Annotated in this window: 17 protein-coding genes and 1 rRNA gene; 4 read left to right on the forward strand and 14 right to left on the reverse strand. The window is 71.3% G+C overall.

Annotated features, from left to right (window positions below; translation table 11 throughout):
- Window positions 1-6: 6 nt before the first annotated feature.
- The 6 genes from AB0G59_RS27110 to AB0G59_RS27135 all read right to left on the reverse strand — a co-directional run bounded on the left by AB0G59_RS27110 (window position 7) and on the right by AB0G59_RS27135 (window position 6,555).
- Window positions 7-447, reverse strand: a complete 441-nt coding sequence (locus tag AB0G59_RS27110) for an ATP-binding protein (RefSeq protein WP_071965504.1) — start codon at window positions 445-447, stop codon at window positions 7-9.
- A 268-nt stretch (window positions 448-715) separates the two neighbouring features.
- A complete protein-coding gene (hemB, locus tag AB0G59_RS27115; RefSeq protein WP_071965503.1) occupies window positions 716-1,708 on the reverse strand; it encodes a porphobilinogen synthase in 993 nt (330 codons plus the stop codon).
- Window positions 1,705-3,354, reverse strand: a complete 1,650-nt coding sequence (locus AB0G59_RS27120) for a uroporphyrinogen-III synthase (RefSeq protein ID WP_360916739.1) — start codon at window positions 3,352-3,354, stop codon at window positions 1,705-1,707. Before AB0G59_RS27120 ends, hemB begins: the two co-directional genes overlap by 4 nt.
- On the reverse strand, window positions 3,351-4,325 hold the full coding sequence (hemC, locus tag AB0G59_RS27125) for a hydroxymethylbilane synthase (RefSeq protein ID WP_360916742.1): 975 nt from the start codon (window positions 4,323-4,325) through the stop codon (window positions 3,351-3,353). The genes AB0G59_RS27120 and hemC overlap by 4 nt, the downstream gene beginning before the upstream one ends.
- Window positions 4,322-5,764: a glutamyl-tRNA reductase gene (locus AB0G59_RS27130; protein WP_360916745.1), complete on the reverse strand. Its 1,443-nt coding sequence runs from the start codon at window positions 5,762-5,764 to the stop codon at window positions 4,322-4,324. The genes hemC and AB0G59_RS27130 overlap by 4 nt, the downstream gene beginning before the upstream one ends.
- The gene (locus tag AB0G59_RS27135; RefSeq protein WP_360916748.1) at window positions 5,761-6,555 is read right to left on the reverse strand and encodes a redox-sensing transcriptional repressor Rex; all 795 of its coding nucleotides are present in this window, start codon (window positions 6,553-6,555) and stop codon (window positions 5,761-5,763) included. The genes AB0G59_RS27130 and AB0G59_RS27135 overlap by 4 nt, the downstream gene beginning before the upstream one ends.
- Before the next feature lie 345 nt (window positions 6,556-6,900).
- Between AB0G59_RS27135 and AB0G59_RS27140 the strand changes: the two genes are divergently transcribed.
- The 4 genes from AB0G59_RS27140 (at window position 6,901) to AB0G59_RS27155 (ending at window position 10,919) form a co-directional block, all read left to right on the forward strand.
- A complete protein-coding gene (locus tag AB0G59_RS27140; protein WP_071965498.1) occupies window positions 6,901-7,179 on the forward strand; it encodes a glutaredoxin family protein in 279 nt (92 codons plus the stop codon).
- Between the two features lie 106 nt (window positions 7,180-7,285).
- On the forward strand, window positions 7,286-8,233 hold the full coding sequence (locus AB0G59_RS27145) for an HAD-IB family hydrolase (protein WP_360916751.1): 948 nt from the start codon (window positions 7,286-7,288) through the stop codon (window positions 8,231-8,233).
- Between the two features lie 482 nt (window positions 8,234-8,715).
- Window positions 8,716-9,516: an ECF subfamily RNA polymerase sigma factor, BldN family gene (locus tag AB0G59_RS27150; protein WP_360916753.1), complete on the forward strand. Its 801-nt coding sequence runs from the start codon at window positions 8,716-8,718 to the stop codon at window positions 9,514-9,516.
- A 215-nt stretch (window positions 9,517-9,731) separates the two neighbouring features.
- Window positions 9,732-10,919, forward strand: coding sequence for a DUF5667 domain-containing protein (locus AB0G59_RS27155; RefSeq protein WP_360916756.1), 1,188 nt, complete (start codon window positions 9,732-9,734; stop codon window positions 10,917-10,919).
- A gap of 102 nt (window positions 10,920-11,021) precedes the next feature.
- On the opposite strand, the gene AB0G59_RS27160 is transcribed toward AB0G59_RS27155, so the two are convergent.
- From AB0G59_RS27160 to rrf, 8 genes are all read right to left on the reverse strand, one after another.
- On the reverse strand, window positions 11,022-12,062 hold the full coding sequence (locus tag AB0G59_RS27160; RefSeq protein WP_071965495.1) for a lysophospholipid acyltransferase family protein: 1,041 nt from the start codon (window positions 12,060-12,062) through the stop codon (window positions 11,022-11,024).
- Window positions 12,063-12,076: 14 nt separating this feature from the next.
- A complete protein-coding gene (locus AB0G59_RS27165) occupies window positions 12,077-13,123 on the reverse strand; it encodes an NAD-dependent epimerase/dehydratase family protein (protein ID WP_360916760.1) in 1,047 nt (348 codons plus the stop codon).
- A 219-nt stretch (window positions 13,124-13,342) separates the two neighbouring features.
- The gene (locus AB0G59_RS27170; RefSeq protein WP_003948845.1) at window positions 13,343-13,441 is read right to left on the reverse strand and encodes an AURKAIP1/COX24 domain-containing protein; all 99 of its coding nucleotides are present in this window, start codon (window positions 13,439-13,441) and stop codon (window positions 13,343-13,345) included.
- Window positions 13,442-13,551: 110 nt separating this feature from the next.
- Window positions 13,552-13,761: a helix-turn-helix domain-containing protein gene (locus tag AB0G59_RS27175; protein ID WP_031145511.1), complete on the reverse strand. Its 210-nt coding sequence runs from the start codon at window positions 13,759-13,761 to the stop codon at window positions 13,552-13,554.
- 128 nt (window positions 13,762-13,889) lie between these two features.
- Window positions 13,890-14,705, reverse strand: coding sequence for a phosphatase (locus AB0G59_RS27180; RefSeq protein ID WP_360916764.1), 816 nt, complete (start codon window positions 14,703-14,705; stop codon window positions 13,890-13,892).
- Between the two features lie 159 nt (window positions 14,706-14,864).
- Entirely contained in the window at window positions 14,865-16,037 is a 1,173-nt protein-coding gene (locus AB0G59_RS27185) for an acetoin utilization protein AcuC (protein WP_360916766.1), read from the reverse strand.
- Between the two features lie 22 nt (window positions 16,038-16,059).
- Window positions 16,060-16,704, reverse strand: coding sequence for an HAD family hydrolase (locus AB0G59_RS27190; protein WP_360916769.1), 645 nt, complete (start codon window positions 16,702-16,704; stop codon window positions 16,060-16,062).
- A gap of 70 nt (window positions 16,705-16,774) precedes the next feature.
- A 5S ribosomal RNA gene (rrf, locus tag AB0G59_RS27195) occupies window positions 16,775-16,867 on the reverse strand; the annotation flags it as partial.

Genomic DNA, 16,867 nt, shown 5'->3' on the forward strand with positions numbered 1-16,867 from the left:
GGCGCCTCATCCGGTGCCCGCCCCGAGTTCGAACCAGATGAGCTTGCCGACCAGTCCCTGGGGCTGGTCGCGCAGCGCGAAGCCGCCCCAGCTGTCGGCGCACCACTGGACGAGTCCGAGGCCGCGGCCCTGTTCGGCGGCTTCGGTCTCGGCGTCGGGCAGGGTGACGCGGTCGAGGGCGGGCAGCCGGGGGTTGGTGTCCCAGACGGCGACGCGCACACGGTTGCCCTCGCGTTTGACGCGCACGGAGGCGGGGCCGTCGGAGTAGCGGTAGGCGTTGGTGACCAGCTCCGAGGTGAGCAGCTCGGCGGTGTCGGCGAGCTCGAGGAAGCCGTGCTCCTCGAAGATGGTGCGGAGCGTGCGTCGCGCGATGCACGGCGCCATGGGGTCGGAGGGGACCTGAAGCGTGTACTCCCAGTCGTCCGTCAGTTCCGGTTCATGGCTCATGCACGCCTCCGTAGCGTAAGCGTCCCTGTACACACGGTAGTCATGGTCCGAGTGCATACCCCGCCCCTCGGTCGTTTCCACGAGAGTCGACCTGTGTGGGTGACGATCGTGAACTATGCGCCCCGTCTTGCGTGAGCTGCGCAAACGCGACGGGCTCGCACAACCGCATACGCCGATGGCGGCGTTCCGGGGCCCAGGGGCCTTGGGAACGCCGCCATCGCGCTGTGTCACGGTCGCGGTCGGGACGCCGTGGGGCGTCAAGCCGGCTTTACAGCTGCCGGGCGACCTCCGTCGCCCAGTAGGTGAGGATCATGTTGGCGCCGGCGCGCTTGATGCCGGTGAGCGTCTCCATGATCGCGCGGTCGCGGTCGATCCAGCCGTTGGCGGCGGCGGCCTCGACCATCGCGTACTCACCGGAGATCTGGTAGGCGGCGACGGGCACGTCCACCGACTCGGCGATCTTGGCGAGGACGTCGAGGTAGGGCAGGGCCGGCTTGACCATGACCATGTCGGCGCCCTCGGCGAGGTCGAGCGCGAGCTCGCGCATCGACTCGCGGAGGTTGGCCGGGTCCTGCTGGTACGTCTTGCGGTCGCCCTGCAGCGAGGAGCCGACGGCCTCGCGGAAGGGGCCGTAGAAGGCGGAGGCGTACTTGGCGGTGTAGGCCAGGACGGTGACGTCCTCGTGGCCGGTCTGGTCGAGGGCGTCGCGGATGACGCCGACCTGGCCGTCCATCATGCCGCTGGGGCCCACGATGTGGACGCCGGCGTCGGCCTGGACCTGGGCCATCTCGGCGTAGCGCTCGAGGGTGGCGTCGTTGTCGACGCGGCCTTCGGAGTCGAGGACTCCGCAGTGGCCGTGGTCGGTGTACTCGTCCAGGCACAGGTCGGACATGATGACGAGCTCGTCGCCGACCTCGGCCTTCACATCGCGGATGGCGACCTGGAGGATGCCGTCGGGGTCGGTGCCGGCGGTGCCGAGCGCGTCCTTCTTGGCCTCCTCGGGCACGCCGAAGAGCATGATGCCGGCGACGCCGGCCTCACGTGCCTCGACGGCGGCCTTGCGCAGGGTGTCGCGGGTGTGCTGGACGACGCCCGGCATGGCGGAGATCGGCACCGGCTCGGCCGCGCCCTCCCGCACGAAGGCGGGGAGGATCAGGTCGGCCGGGTGCAGCCGGTGTTCGGCGACCATGCGGCGCATGGCCGGGGTGGTGCGAAGGCGCCGGGGGCGGGACCCCGGGAACGTTCCGTACGTGGTGCTCAACTCCGTGCCCTTCTGCGCGATCCGGGCCGCCGCTCGCTCGGGCGGGTGACCGGGTCGCCGGCCTCCAGGGCCGCGTCGCGCCGGGCCGCGCCGAACTCCGCGAGCGCCTCGGCCAGCTTGTGCACCGAGGGCTCGGGCGACAGCACGTCCACCCGCAGGCCGTGTTCCTCCGCGGTCTTCGCGGTGGCGGGGCCGATGCAGGCGATGACGGTGACATTGTGCGGCTTGCCGGCGATGCCGACGAGGTTCCGCACGGTGGAGGAGGAGGTGAACAGCACGGCGTCGAAGCCGCCGCCCTTGATCGCCTCCCGGGTCTCGGCCGGCGGCGGCGAGGCGCGCACGGTCCGGTAGGCCGTGACGTCGTCGACCTCCCAGCCCAGTTCGATCAGGCCGGCCACCAGGGTCTCGGTGGCGATGTCGGCGCGCGGCAGGAAGACGCGGTCGATCGGGTCGAAGACCGGGTCGTAGGGCGGCCAGTCCTCGAGCAGGCCGGCGGCGGACTGCTCGCCGCTGGGCACGAGGTCGGGCTTGACGCCGAACTCGATCAGCGACTTGGCGGTCTGCTCGCCGACGGCGGCGACCTTGATGCCCGCGAAGGCGCGCGCGTCGAGCCCGTACTCCTCGAACTTCTCGCGCACCGCCTTGACGGCGTTGACGGAGGTGAAGGCGATCCACTCGTAGCGGCCGGTGACCAGGCCCTTGACCGCGCGCTCCATCTGCTGGGGGGTGCGCGGCGGTTCGACGGCGATGGTCGGCACCTCGCTGGGCACGGCGCCGTACGAGCGGAGCTGGTCGGAGAGCGAGGCGGCCTGCTCCTTGGTGCGCGGCACCAGGACGTTCCAGCCGAACAGCGGCTTGGACTCGAACCAGGAGAGCCTCTCGCGCCGCGCGGCGGCGCTGCGCTCGCCGACCACGGCTATGACGGGCTGGCCGCCGTCGGGCGACGGCAGCACCTTGGCGGCCTTGAGCACCTGCTGGAGCGTGCCGAGGGTGGCGGTCCAGGTGCGCTGGCGCGTGGTGGTGCCGGCGACGGTGACGCTGACCGAGGTGTCGGGCTTGCGGCCGGCGGAGACCAGCTCGCCGGCGGTGGCGACGACCGAGTCCAGGGTGGTGGAGACGACCGCGGTCACCTCGCTCGCGCCGACCTCGGCCCAGCAGGTGGCCGAGGCGGTGCGGGCGTCGACGAACCGCACGTCGCCGCCCTTGCCGTCGCGCAGCGGCACGCCGGCGTAGGCGGGCACGCCGACGGCCGTGGCGACGCCCGGCACCACCTCGAAGGTGATGCCCCCGTCGGCGCAGGCCAGCATCTCGTCGGCGGCGTTGCCGTCGAGTCCGGGGTCGCCGAGAACCGCACGGACGACCCGCTTGCCGCCGCGCGCGGCCGACATGACAAGATTGGCCGTGTCCCTGAGGACCGGAATCCCGGCGTCCTTTGACGACTCATCAGTAACCGTCTGGGCCGGCATGTCCACAGTGCTGCGGGCATGCGTACGCACCACGTCGAGCACCTGCGGATCGGCGATCAGGACGTCCGCGGACGCCAGTGCCTCCACGGCGCGCAGCGTCAGCAGTCCCGGGTCTCCGGGGCCGGCACCGAGGAAGGTGACGTGCCCGTGCGCGGGGTGGTTCGGGGCGGTGGGGTTCAATGTGCTCGCTCCCCCATAAGACCGGCCGCACCCTTGTCGAGCATCTCGGCGGCGAGTCCGCGGCCGAGAGCAAGGGCGTCCTCCTCGGACGCGGGTACGGGACCGGTGGTGGACAGCTGCACCAGCGTCGAGCCGTCGGTCGAGCCGACGACGCCGCGCAGGCGCATTTCGGTGACAGCCTGCCCGTCGACCAAAAGGTCGGCCAGGGCGCCCACGGGCGCACTGCAGCCGGCCTCCAGGGCGGCGAGCAGGGACCGCTCGGCGGTCACGGCGGCCCGCGTGTGCGGGTCGTCGAGCTCGGCGAGCGTGGCGGCGAGCGGTGCGTTGGTCGCGGCGCACTCGATCGCCAGCGCCCCCTGGCCGGGGGCGGGCAAAATCTGGTCGGGGTCCAGGAACTGGGTGACGTCCCCGAGCCGGCCGATGCGGCTGAGCCCGGCGGCGGCCAGCACCACGGCGTCCAGCTCGCCACGGGTGACGAAGCCGACGCGGGTATCGATGTTGCCGCGGATCGGCACAGTCTCGATCTCCAGGCCGAGCTCGCGCGCCCACGCGTTGAGCTGCGCCATGCGGCGCGGCGAACCCGTGCCGACACGGGCGCCCCGCGGCAGCCGCTCGAAGGTCAGCCCGTCGCGGGCGACGAGCACGTCGCGCGGGTCCTCGCGGAGCGGGATCGCGGCGAGGGCGAGCTCGTCCGGCTGCGTGGTGGGCAGGTCCTTCAGCGAGTGCACGGCGAAGTCGATCTCGCCCGCGAGCAGCGCGTCGCGCAGCGCGGAGACGAAGACCCCGGTGCCGCCGATCTGCGCGAGCGCCTCGCGGGAGACATCGCCGTACGTGGTGATCTCGACCAGCTCGACCGGTCGCCCGGTCAGCTGCCGGACGGCCTCGGCCACCTGCCCTGACTGGGCCATGGCGAGCTGGCTGCGGCGGGTGCCGAGCCGCAGCGGCCGCTGGTCGGTGGAGGTGTCGTTCATGCCGACTCCCGTGCTGTGGTGTGCCTGTCGGCACGTGTGTCCGCCCGGCTGACGGCGGCGACCGCCTGCGGGTCGAGGTCGAAGAGTTCCCGCAGGGCGTCGGCGTAGCCGGCGCCCCCGGGGGTGGAGGCCAGCTCCTTGACCCGCACGGTCGGCGCGTGGAGGAGCTTGTCGACGACGCGGCGCACGGTCTGGGTGATCTCCGCGCGCTGCTTGTCGTCCAGGTCGGGAAGGCGGCCGTTGAGGCGGGCCATCTCGCCCGCGACGACGTCCGCGGCCATGGTGCGCAGCGCGACCACGGTGGGCGTGATGTGCGCGGCCCGCTGGGCGGCGCCGAAGGCGGCGACCTCGTCGGAGACGATGGAGCGCACCTGGTCGACGTCGGCGGCCATGGGCGCGTCGGCGGAGGCCTCGGCCAGGGTCTCGATGTCGACGAGCCGTACGCCCTCGAGGCGGTGCGCGGCGGCGTCGATGTCGCGGGGCATGGCGAGGTCGAGCAGGGCCAGGCGTACGTCCGTACGGGCCTGGGCGCCGGCCGGGGCGGCGGCGCAGGGGCCCGGGGCGGTGCCGCAGGGGCCGGGGGCCTCCTTGCGGCCGGCGAGGGCGGCCCGTATGGCGTCGACGGTCAGGACCAGGCCCGTGGCGCCGGTGCAGGACACGACGACGTCGGCGCACGCCAGCTCCTCGTCGACGCCCGCCATCTCCACGGCCGAGGCCGTGAAGCCGGGCGCGCCCGGGGCGCCGGGCTCGGTGAGGATCTGCGCCAGGCGCCGGGCCCGCTCCAGGGTGCGGTTGGCGACGGCCACGTGGGCCACTCCCGCCCGGGCCAGGGTGGCCGCGGCCAGCGAGGACATCGAGCCGGCGCCGATGACGAGGGCGCGCTTGCCGGCGGCCCAGTCGGTGACGGCGGCGCCCTCGGCGAGCTGCTCGAGGCCGAAGGTCACCAGCGACTGGCCGGCCTTGTCGATGCCGGTCTCGCTGTGGGCGCGCTTGCCGACGCGCAGGGCCTGCTGGAAGAGGTCGTTCAGCAGCCGGCCGGCGGTGTGCAGCTCCTGGCCGAGCGCGAGCGCGTCCTTGATCTGGCCGAGGATCTGGCCCTCGCCGACGACCATCGAGTCCAGCCCGCACGCCACCGAGAAGAGATGGTGGACGGCCCGGTCCTCGTAGTGCACGTAGAGGTACGGAGTGAGCTCGTCCAGGCCGACGCCCGAGTGCCGGGCGAGCAGCGTGGACAGCTCGGCGACACCGGCGTGGAACTTGTCCACGTCGGCGTAGAGCTCGATGCGGTTGCACGTGGCGAGCACCGCCGCCTCGGTGGCGGGCTCCGCGGCCAGCGTGTCGTGCACGAGCCTGGCCTGCGTCTCGCGCGTGAGGGCGGCCCGCTCCAGCACGCTGACCGGCGCGCTGCGGTGGCTGAGGCCCACGACCAGAAGACTCATGCCGGCATCACGGCGGGAACGTCCCCGTCCGGTCCCTTGCCGCTGCCCGCGCCCGTACGGGCCGGCGCCGCCGGCCGGGACGCGAGGTCCGGGCGGGGCGCGGCCGCGGCCGCGGCGGGTCCGCTCTCCTCGCCGGCCTTGCGCTGCTCGTGGAAGGCGAGGATCTGCAGCTCGATGGAGAGGTCGACCTTGCGCACGTCGACGCCGTCCGGGACGGACAGCACGGTCGGCGCGAAGTTGAGGATCGAGGTGACGCCGGCGGCGACGAGGCGGTCGCAGACCTGCTGGGCGGCGCCGGCGGGCGTGGCGATGACGCCGATGGAGACGCCGTTGTCACTGATGATCGACTCGAGCTCGTCGGTGTGCCGCACGGGCAGCCCGGCGACCGGCTTGCCGGCCATGGCGGGGTCGGCGTCGATCAGCGCCGCGACGCGGAAGCCACGGGAGGCGAAGCCGCCGTAGTTGGCCAGGGCGGCGCCGAGGTTTCCGATGCCGACGATCACGACCGGCCAGTCCTGGGTCAGGCCGAGTTCCCGCGAGATCTGGTACACGAGGTACTCGACGTCGTAGCCGACACCGCGGGTGCCGTACGAGCCGAGGTAGCTGAAGTCCTTGCGGAGCTTGGCGGAGTTGACCCCCGCCGCGGTCGCGAGCTCCTCGGAGGAGACCGTGGGCACCGAGCGCTCGGAGAGCGCGGTCAGCGCACGCAGATACAGCGGAAGCCGGGCGACGGTGGCCTCGGGGATCCCTCGGCTTCGGGTCGCCGGTCGGTGAGTTCGGCCAGTTGCCACGGTGCTCCTGCGGGTAGAGCGGGGCTGCAGGCGGCGCCTTGTCCCAGGACCGCCCCGTCGAACGCAGGCTATGCCTTTGTGAACGCGTGCACAAAGATGGTGTCCGTTTTGCCCCGGCAAAGTGATGGGTGTCACGCGATGATTCGGCCCGGTCCGGGAACCATCGCCCGCACCACCGCGACCGCCACACCAGTCACAGGAGCACCATAGGCGCGTGGACGGGGACACGGGCGCTCACTCCTCACCGCTATACCCCCGGACACCAACAAATCGCCCACGATGGTAGTCGACTCAGGCACCCAATCCCGCCGCACGAGCGTCCGCGGAGACGGCACAATTGCCCTCATGAGCCCGCTCCTGCGCCGCAATGCCCGCAAGAATCCCGCCGACCGCGTGGTCACGCTGGTCGGCAAGCCCGGCTGCCACCTGTGCGACGACGCCGAGGCCGTCATCGCCGAGGTCTGCGGCGAGCTCGGCGCCCGCTGGGAGAAGAAGGACATCACCGAGGACGAGGAGCTGCACAGGAAGTACTGGGAGCAGATTCCGGTCGTCCTCGTCGACGGCGCCCAGCACGACTTCTGGCGGGTGAACCCGGACCGGCTGCGCAAGGCCCTCGGCGGCTGACGCGCCCGGCGGCCGACCGGAGGGTAACCGGCCCGACGCGCAGAGTTCACGCCATCGCACCGTCCCGACTTCCGGTTACCCCGAACAAACTGGCTATGCTCGCGGCATGGCCGCACTCGGATGGCTCACCCACCGCAGGCGCTCCGCGACCGCACGCAGCGTGCTGGCCGGCGAGGCGGCGGCGGAGGCAGCCCGCAAGTCCGCTCAGGAGAACGAAGAAGCGCTGGCCACGGGCCGGCCGGGGCCCCAGGAGCCCGAGCCGGAGTTCCCCGTCGCGGGCGATGAGAAGGCCGCCGCGTTCTTCGACCTCGACAACACCGTCATGCAGGGCGCCGCGATCTTCCACTTCGGCCGTGGCCTCTACAAGCGGCAGTTCTTCGGCAAGCGCGAGCTCGCCCGCTTCGCCTGGCAGCAGGCCTACTTCCGCCTCGCCGGCATAGAGGACCCCGAGCACGTGCAGGAGGCCCGCGACAGCGTCCTGTCGATCGTCAAGGGCCACCGCGTCTCCGAGCTGATGACCATCGGCGAGGAGATCTACGACGAGTACATGGCCGAGCGCATCTGGCCCGGCACCCGCGCCCTGGCCCAGGCCCACCTCGACGCGGGCCAGAAGGTGTGGCTGGTGACGGCCGCCCCGGTCGAGACCGCCACGATCATCGCCCGCCGGCTGGGCCTGACCGGCGCCCTCGGCACGGTCGCCGAGTCCATCGGCGGCATCTACACCGGCAAGCTGGTCGGCGAGCTGCTGCACGGCCCGGCCAAGGCGGAGGCCGTACGGGCGCTGGCGACGGCCGAGGGCCTGGACCTGACGCGCTGCGCCGCCTACAGCGACTCGCACAACGACATCCCGATGCTCTCCCTCGTCGGCCACCCCTACGCGGTCAACCCCGACACCCGGCTGCGCAAGCACGCGCGCGAGCGCGGCTGGCGGCTGCGCGACTACCGCACGGGCCGCAAGGCCGCCAAGATCGGCATCCCGGCCGCGGCCGGCCTCGGCGCCCTGGCGGGCGGCGCGGCCGCCGGCATCGCCCTGCACCGCCACCGCCGCCGCTGAGCCCCCGGGCCCCCACCCGAAGCACCGGCCGGCTCCGCCCCACGGCGGGGCCGGCCGACGGCTTTCCCCGCCCGTGCCCGCCCTCTCCGCGGCCCGCGTCCGTCAGCGGGCCCATCACCGGAACGGGCGACAGCTACGGCGCGCCTCCTCGCCACAGCCCGTAACCGAACTGGCCGCACAGGCAATCCTGTTGTCATACCCCCACATGGCCCCCGACAGTCCTGCGGTGTCCGGATTGCCACAACACGCTGCCCAATCGGCCACACCATCGGCAAATTCGGTCAACTTCCGTTCGTAGTTCGATATTTGATCGGCCATGAATGGTGCCGAGATCGAACGGAAACGATGATTTGAGCAACTCGGTGTAGCGCTGCCTGTACGAAGGGTTATTCTCCTCAGACGCAAGCCGGTACCCGCTTGTCCCTACGACGAGTGAACGGTCTGGCACTGCACGTGATGGAAGCTCTGCCTCTGGGAGTCCCGTGTACCCACACGTCGGGGTTGACGCCTCGGGCCTGGCTACGCTGCGCGCAGCGGTCGTCGACCGTCTGCGCGGCTTCGTCCCCACCGCGTACGCCGTCCCCGCCTTCGCCACGCTCGCCCCTGCCGTAGCGGGGGGGCCTGTCGGACCCTGCTACGCCCTCGCCGAGAGCAGCGCGGCCGTCGGCAGACGCGCCCGCCGAGGGGCCGGCACCGGTACGTCCACCACCACCCGCCGTCCGAGCGCGGACAGCGACAGCGCCCGCATGCTCGACCTGGTCGAGCGCGCCCAGGCCGGCGAGGCCGAGGCATTCGGCCGCCTCTACGACCAGTACGCCGACACCGTCTACCGCTACATCTACTACCGCGTGGGCGGCCGGGCCACGGCGGAGGACCTCACGAGCGAGACGTTCCTGCGCGCCCTGCGCCGGATCGGCACCTTCACCTGGCAGGGCCGCGACTTCGGCGCCTGGCTGGTGACCATCGCCCGCAACCTCGTCGCCGACCACTTCAAGTCGTCAAGGTTCCGGCTCGAAGTGACCACCGGGGAGATGCTCGACGCCAACGAGGTCGAGCGCAGTCCCGAGGACTCGGTCCTCGAATCCCTTTCCAACGCCGCCCTGTTGGAGGCGGTGCGCAAGCTCAATCCACAGCAGCAGGAGTGCGTCACCCTCCGCTTCCTGCAGGGCCTGTCGGTCGCCGAGACCGCCCGTGTCATGGGGAAGAACGAGGGCGCCATCAAGACGCTCCAGTACCGGGCGGTGCGCACTCTTGCGCGACTCCTCCCGGACGACGCACGCTGATCTTGCGCCGACCCGATGCCTGATTTCACTCACCAGCGGCCACCTCGCCCCGGCCGCGTAACCCGACTGCCGCGCCGCTCGTTGTCCGGGATGCAGACTTCCCCATGCCGCGTCATGCCCGTATTCACTCACTCGATCGAGTGGATGCTCTCAAGGCATGCAACTCTTCAGGTGCCCAGGGGAGTCGACCGTCATGACGAGAGGAGGTGCCGCCTGTGATCGCGAACGTATCGGCGCACCGGCGGGCGAACGCCTTCGCCCAGGCCCTGGAGGACCAGGACGTCCAGGGTGCTGCGGCCGCACAGTCCGGCCCATCGGCGGAAGACGCCGAGCAGGCAAAACTGTTGACCCTGGCGGGCGGGCTCGGTGCGCTGCCGGCTCCCGAGCTGGACCCCGAGGTCAAAACCGTGCAGCGGGCGCAGCTGATCGCCGCCATGGAGGCCCAGTTCGCCGGAGCCGCCGTCCCGGAGCAGCGCTCCGGCCGGGGGACCCACCGGGCGAGCGCGCTGAGCCGGCTCCGGCCGCGCTCACGCTGGTCCAAGGGGCTGGCGGCCGGCGGCCTCACGGTGGGCGTGGCGGCGGGCGCGTTCGGCGGTGTCGCCGCGGCGAGCTCCAACGCCCTGCCCGGCGACACGCTGTACGGGCTCAAGCGCGGCATGGAGGACCTCAGGCTCGGCATGGCCGACGGGGACTCCACCCGGGGCGGGCTCTTCCTCGACCGGGCCACCACACGGCTGCAGGAGACCCGCCGCCTGATGGAGCGCGGCCGGTCCGGTGAGCTCGACCAGGAGTCCCTGGCGGAGATCCGCAAGACCCTCTCCGGGATGCGGCACGACGCCTCCGAGGGCCACCGGCTGCTGCACGGCGTCTATCAGCGCGACGGCTCCCTCGGGGCGATCGAGCGGCTGTCGACGTTCGCCTCCTCCCAGCGCGAAGGGTGGAGCCGGCTGCGCGACCGGCTGCCCCACCAGCTCACCGACGTCGCCGACGACGTCAGCTCGGTCTTCGCCGCCATAGACGATGAGGTCGAGCCGCTGCGGTCCCTGCTCCCCGACGACAAGAGCGGCAAGAAGGGCTCCGGCAGCCGCGAGGGCGGCTCCTCGCACGGCTCCCCCGAGAGCGCGGGCCACTCCGCGCCGGCGTCCAAGGCCCCCGCCACGGCCGACGGCAAGCACCCCGGCAGCAAGCCCCCGCAGTCCTCCCAGGGCACCGGCGACGAGCGCGAGGGCCTCCTGGGCGGTACGGGCCTGCTGCAGCCCGCCCCGAGCTCCGAGGGCACCGGCACGGACCGTCCCTCGCACGGCAAGGACGGCAAGCCGTCCAAGCAGCCGGACATCACCATCCCGCCGCTGCTCCCGGACATCCTCCCGGGCCTCGGCATCCACGGCGAGGACGACAAGTAGCGGCACCGGGCACGCGACACCAGAGGCGGTCGGTGGTTCTTCCGGGGAGACCCCCGGAAGAACACCGGCCGCCTCTGTCGTGGCCGGTCGGACGGGGGCCGGTCAGAAGAACACGGACCGCCTCTGCACGAGCAGCTTGTACAGCGTGTGCTGAATCGTTTCCCGGACCTGATCCGTGAGGTTGAACATCAGCATCGGGTCGTCCGCCGCCTCCGGCGGGTAGCCGTCCGTGGAGATCGGCTCCCCGAACTGGATCGTCCACTTCGTCGGCAGCGGCACCAGGCCCAGCGGCCCGAGCCAGGGAAAGGCCGGCGTCAGCGGGAAGTAGGGGATGCCCAGCAGCCGCGCCACCGTCCGGGAATTGCCGAGCATCGGGTAGATCTCCTCCGCCCCGACGATCGAGCACGGCACGATCGGCGCCCCGGCACGCAGTGCCGTCTGGACGAAGCCGCCCCGCCCGAAGCGCTGCAGCTTGTAGCGCTCGGAGAAGGGCTTCCCGATCCCCTTGAAGCCCTCCGGCATCACGCCCACCACCTCGCCGCGCTCGAGCAGCCGCTGGGCGTCCTCGGCGCAGGCGAGGGTGTGCCCGAGCTTGCGGGAGAGCTCGTTGACGAGCGGCAGCATGAAGACGAGGTCCGCCGCGAGCATCCGCACGTTCCGGCCGGCCGGGTGATGGTCGTGCACGGCTACCTGGAGCATCAGGCCGTCGATGGGCAGGGTGCCGGAGTGGTTGGCGACGATCAGCGCCGCCCCCTTCTCCGGGATGTTCTCGATGCCCTTCACCTCGACCCGGAAGTACTTCTCCTTGAAGGGCCGCAGCAGAGACAGGATGACCTGGTCGGTGAGCTCCTGGTCGTACCCGAAGTCGTCGACGTCGTACTCGCCGGTGATCCGCCGCCGCAGGAAGCTCAGCCCGTGCGCGATCTTGCGGTCCCAGCCGCCCTGGCCGGCCGGCTCCCCGGCGGCGGGGTCGTGGCCGGGCTGTCCGTCCGTGGCCCCCGCGGGCTGCGGCTTCTCCTCGCGCGGAACCGGTACGGGGGCCAGCGACGCCGGTGAACGGTTCGTACGGCCCGGGCCCGTGCGCTTCGCCCGCCTCTTGGACCGGGGCTCCTCGCCGAACGGAATGACCTTCGCATCGGCCATGGTGCGTGCGCTCCTCAGTTCTGGCCGCGGCCGGCAGGCATCAGCGCGGCGATCCGGTCGACGGTACGGGCGAGGGTCTCGGGCGGCAGCAGGCCCGCGGGGCGGCTGCGGACGAAGTCCGCGAACGCCTCGGCGGTGGTGTACGTGGGGTGGAAGCCCAGGGTCTCGCGCATCTGCGTGGTCTGGACGACACGGCCGTGCGTGAGCAACCGGATCTGCTCGGGCGAGAAGTCCAGCGCGCCGACCGACCGCAGCGCGGACCCGACCCAGGTCACGGTGGGCAGAAAGAAGGGGAGAGTGGGGCGCCCGAGGCGCCTGGCGGCCTGTGAGAGCAGCAGGACGCCATCGCCCGCGATATTGAACGTGCCGCTGTTGAGCGTGCCCCGGCGGGGCTCCCCGGTGGCGATCCGCAGCACCTCGATCGCGTCGTCCTCGTGCACGAACTGCAGGCGGGGATCGAAGCCGAGGACGCTGGGCAGCACGGGCAGGGAGAAGTACTCGGCGAGCGGCGAGTCGGCACAGGGCCCCAGGACGTTCGCGAAGCGCAGGACGCACACGGCCACGTCGGGCCGACGGCGGGCGAAGCCGCGCACGTACCCCTCGACCTCGACGGCGTCCTTGGCGAAGCCACCGCTGGGCAGCGACTTGGGCGGCGTGGTCTCGGTGAAGACGGCGGGGTCGCGGGGCGCCGAGCCGTACACGCTCGTGGTGGACTTCACGACCAGCCGCTTGACGCTGGGCGTCTTCTGGCAGGCGCCGAGCAGCTGCATGGTGCCGATGACGTTGGTCTCCTTGACCAGTGCCCGGCTGCCGCGCTTGCCCAGGGGGGTGCCGTTGACGTCCATGTGGACGACGGTGTCGACGGACCGCTCCGCCAGGACCCTGCCGATCGTGGGCTGGCGAATGTCCGCCCGTATGAATTCGGCCCCGCCGAGGTGGTGCTCGGGTGGCACTGCGTCCACCCCGATGACCCGGTCGACGTCGGGCTCGCGCTGGATGCGGCGTACGAAACGACCGCCCAGCTGCCGTGCGACTCCGGTGACGAGCACGACCTTGCCCAAGATCAGCGCCTTCCTTCCCACCCTCGACCGACGAGTGGTGCGCTCGTCGAGCGGTGCCCTGTGGCGGCCACCGTAGCGGGTCGTTGTTGCACTGTGATGACCGCCGGGCGGGTCGGGCGTCATTTCAAGCCGTAGCGAGGGCTTCACTCCCCGCAACGCACCGCAGCCCTCCCACCGACGAGCGGTGGGAGGGCTGCGGGATGTTCACAGCGGCGCTGCTTACTTCTTGTTGCGACGCTGAACACGCGTGCGCTTGAGCAGCTTGCGGTGCTTCTTCTTGGCCATCCGCTTGCGCCGCTTCTTGATAACAGAGCCCACGACTACCCTCGCTTACATCGATTCACTCGGTGCGGGGCGTCCGAGCCCACACGACCTACATCGGGCCAGCCTACCCGGCACCGGGCGATCAGCGTAATCCGAGGTGCCCGTCAGGCGGTTTCCACCCCCACGTAGGACTCTCGGAGGTACTCGTGCACCGCTTGTTCTGGGACCCGGAACGACCTGCCCACCCGGATCGCCGGCAGATGACCACTGTGCACCAACCGGTACACGGTCATCTTGGAGACTCGCATCACCGAGGCGACTTCCGCCACGGTAAGGAACACGACCTCGTTGAGAGGCCTTTCGCCAGCAGCCATGACACACCTGAACCTTCCGCACATGACGCGCACCGGCTTCCCCTCCGGTGACTCCTCGTCGCTGCGCGCTCACTCCCCAGGTTAGGGGCGGGTGATGCGAGTGGGGAAGAGGAGCAGCCATCGGCCGCCTACTGTGACAGACACGCTCGATTGAGTACATAGCGAGTAAGCGGTCGGTAGTAATCAGACCGCACAGTGTCATCAAGCGGAACGGCGACGGACACCCGGCCCTCGGCCTCTCCGACGAACAGCGCGGGGTCGTCCGAGTCGGCCAGCCCGATGGCCTCAATGCCCAGCTGACCTGCCCCGCAGACCCACCCGTGGTCCCCGATGACCAGGGCGGGCAGGGGTCCGCCGGCCTCCGCCTGGGCCGCCAGGACGGTACGAACCGGGAGGGGTGAATGGGTATGCGCGCCGGGCTCACTTTCTGCGGCCCGTGCGCCGGGTTCGCGCACCATCGCTACTCCACGAACGTAGTCGAGGCGGTAGGTGCGTACGCCGAACCGGGTCGTTATGTCGACACTTTGCCCCTGCGCCGGGGTGAGGACACCGCATCCCGCCGCCGAGAGACCAGCGGCCAAAGCGGCGTAGAAGCCAAGGAGCCGATGCGGATGACCGGTGCCGATCAGCACCGGCGCCCCGGTCGCGGCGACCGTCGCCAGACGGTCCGCGAAGGCATCGAGTGCCACCAGCGTGCGATCGGGGTCGATCACATCATGCCCGGAAGTGTGCTTGGGATCGTCCGAAACTCCACACCTCTCCCCCATCAGTCGCAACAAGTCGACGAAGCGCCAGTCATATTTCGGCTCCAGACCGATCAGCACCCGAGGGTCCCGCGCGGCGAACAACCGGTAGCGACTCAGGCTCCGTTCCCGGGGCGTTGCCACGGGACCCGCCAGACGGGTGGTCAACAAGTGGGCACGGAGGGCACTTCGGGTGAGCACGGGGACGGTGGGGACAGAGGTGGAGACGGGACCAGGGGTGGGGCCGGGAGTGGCGCCAGGGGTCAACACGAGCCCGATGCTGACGCAATGGGGTGCCGGCCGCCGGGATTCGCGACCGACATCCCACGCGTGGGCTAACACCCCTTTCCCGTGGACCACTTACGGCAGCAGACCGTGGGAGGGAAACACCGCGCGCCGGGTGGCGAGGATCGCCTGGTCGAGCCGGTCGGCCGGGTCGTAGCCGGAGCCGGTGAAGTCCCGCCACTGCGGCTTGCGACCGTCCGTCATCCGCAACGGACCCAACTGACGCGTCCGCCGGAAGACTTCACTGCGCCAGTCCTCCGGCACCGGCGACTCCGGCTCGACTGGCCGCCCGGCGGCGATGCCCACCAGATGGGTCCACGACCGCGGCACCACGTCCGTGACGGCGTAGCCACCGCCTCCCAGGGCCAGCCAGCGGCCGGCGGCATGTTCGTGCGCCAGATCGTGGCAGGCGGCCGCCACGAGCCGCTGCGCGTCCACGGACACGGTCAGGTGCGCCAGCGGGTCCTCGAAGTGGGTGTCGGCGCCGTGCTGGGTCACCAGCACCTGCGGCCGGAAGGCCGCCAGGAGCTCCGGTACGACCGCGTGGAAGGCCCGCAGCCACCCGGCGTCCCCCGTCCCCGCCGGCAGCGCCACATTGACCGCACCGCCCTCCGCGCCCTGGCCGCCGGTCTCCTCGGGCCAGCCGGTCTGCGGGAAGAGCGTGCGGGGGTGCTCGTGCAGAGAGATCGTCAGGACTCTGGGGTCCTCCCAGAACGCGGCCTGCACGCCGTCCCCGTGGTGGACGTCCACATCCACGTATGCCACGCGCTCGACGCCGAGTTCGAGCAGCCGGGCGATGGCGAGGGCGGCGTCGTTGTACACGCAGAAGCCGGAGGCGCTGCCCGGCATCGCGTGGTGCAGCCCGCCCGCGAAGTTCACCGCGTGCAGGGCGTCCCCGCGCCACACCGCCTCAGCGGCGGCCACCGACTGCCCGGCGATCAGCGCGGCCGCGTCGTGCATGCCCGCGAACGCCGGATCGTCGGCCGTCCCGAGGCCGTAGGACCCGTCGGCGGACCGGGGGTCGGCCGAGGCGGCCCGCACGGCCGCGATGTAGTCCTGCCGGTGGACGAGCCGCAGTGTGGAATCCCCGGCGGGTGGGGCCGCCACGGTACGGGCCACGCGGTCCAGCCCGAATGCCTCGATCAACCGCATGGTGAGCGCGAGGCGCACGGGGTCCATCGGATGTCCGGGGCCGAAGTCGTAGCCCGTTACTGCCTCGTCCCACATCAGCTGTGCGCGGCCGCTCATGGGCGACACCGTAATGGATGACTCATACGAGAAAGGCAGAGAGTTCCGTCATATCGGCGAAGTGGCCGGTCGCGCCGGTCAGGCGCTCGGCGGGCGTCATGGCCGTGAAGGCGTAGACGTCGATGTCTGCCGCGACGGCCGCCTGAATGCCGAGCGGGCTGTCCTCGACCACGACGCACCGGTCCGGCTCCACCCCCATCGACCGTGCGGCGTGCAGGAAGAGATCCGGCGCCGGCTTTCCCCGGCCGACGTCCTCGGAGCTGAATATCCGTGCCTCGTCGAACCACTCGGTGAGGCCGGCCGCCCGATGTCCGGTCCGGATGCGCTCATGGCTGCCGGAGGACGCGACGCAGTACGGAATGCCGGTGCCGGCCAGAAGCTCCAGGACCTGTGCGACGCCCTTCACGGGCTGGAGTTCACGGGCGAAGGCGGAGAAGGTGCGCGAGTGAAGGGTGTCGTCGAAGTCCTCGGGGAGGCGCCGGCCAGTCCGCTCGAGAACGAGGTCGTGCACACGGTGGACCGCACCGCCCATGAAGTCCCTAATGGAGTCCTCATAGCTGGTGGGATGGCCGAGCTCCGTGAGGTACTCGGCGAGAATCCGGTTGGCAATGGGCTCGCTGTCGACGAGTACACCGTCGTTGTCGAAGATGACGAGGTCATAGCGCATGACGTCACCCTAAACGCAAAAATGCCGCAGGCCCCGAGTCAAAGACTCGGGGCCTGCGGCTTCACAATTTGTTCGGCGGCGTCCTACTCTCCCACAGGGTCCCCCCTGCAGTACCATCGGCGCTGAAAGGCTTAGCTTCCGGGTTCGGAATGTAACCGGGCGT

This window comes from Streptomyces sp. NPDC021096, assembly GCF_040641275.1.
Lineage (GTDB): Bacteria > Actinomycetota > Actinomycetes > Streptomycetales > Streptomycetaceae > Streptomyces.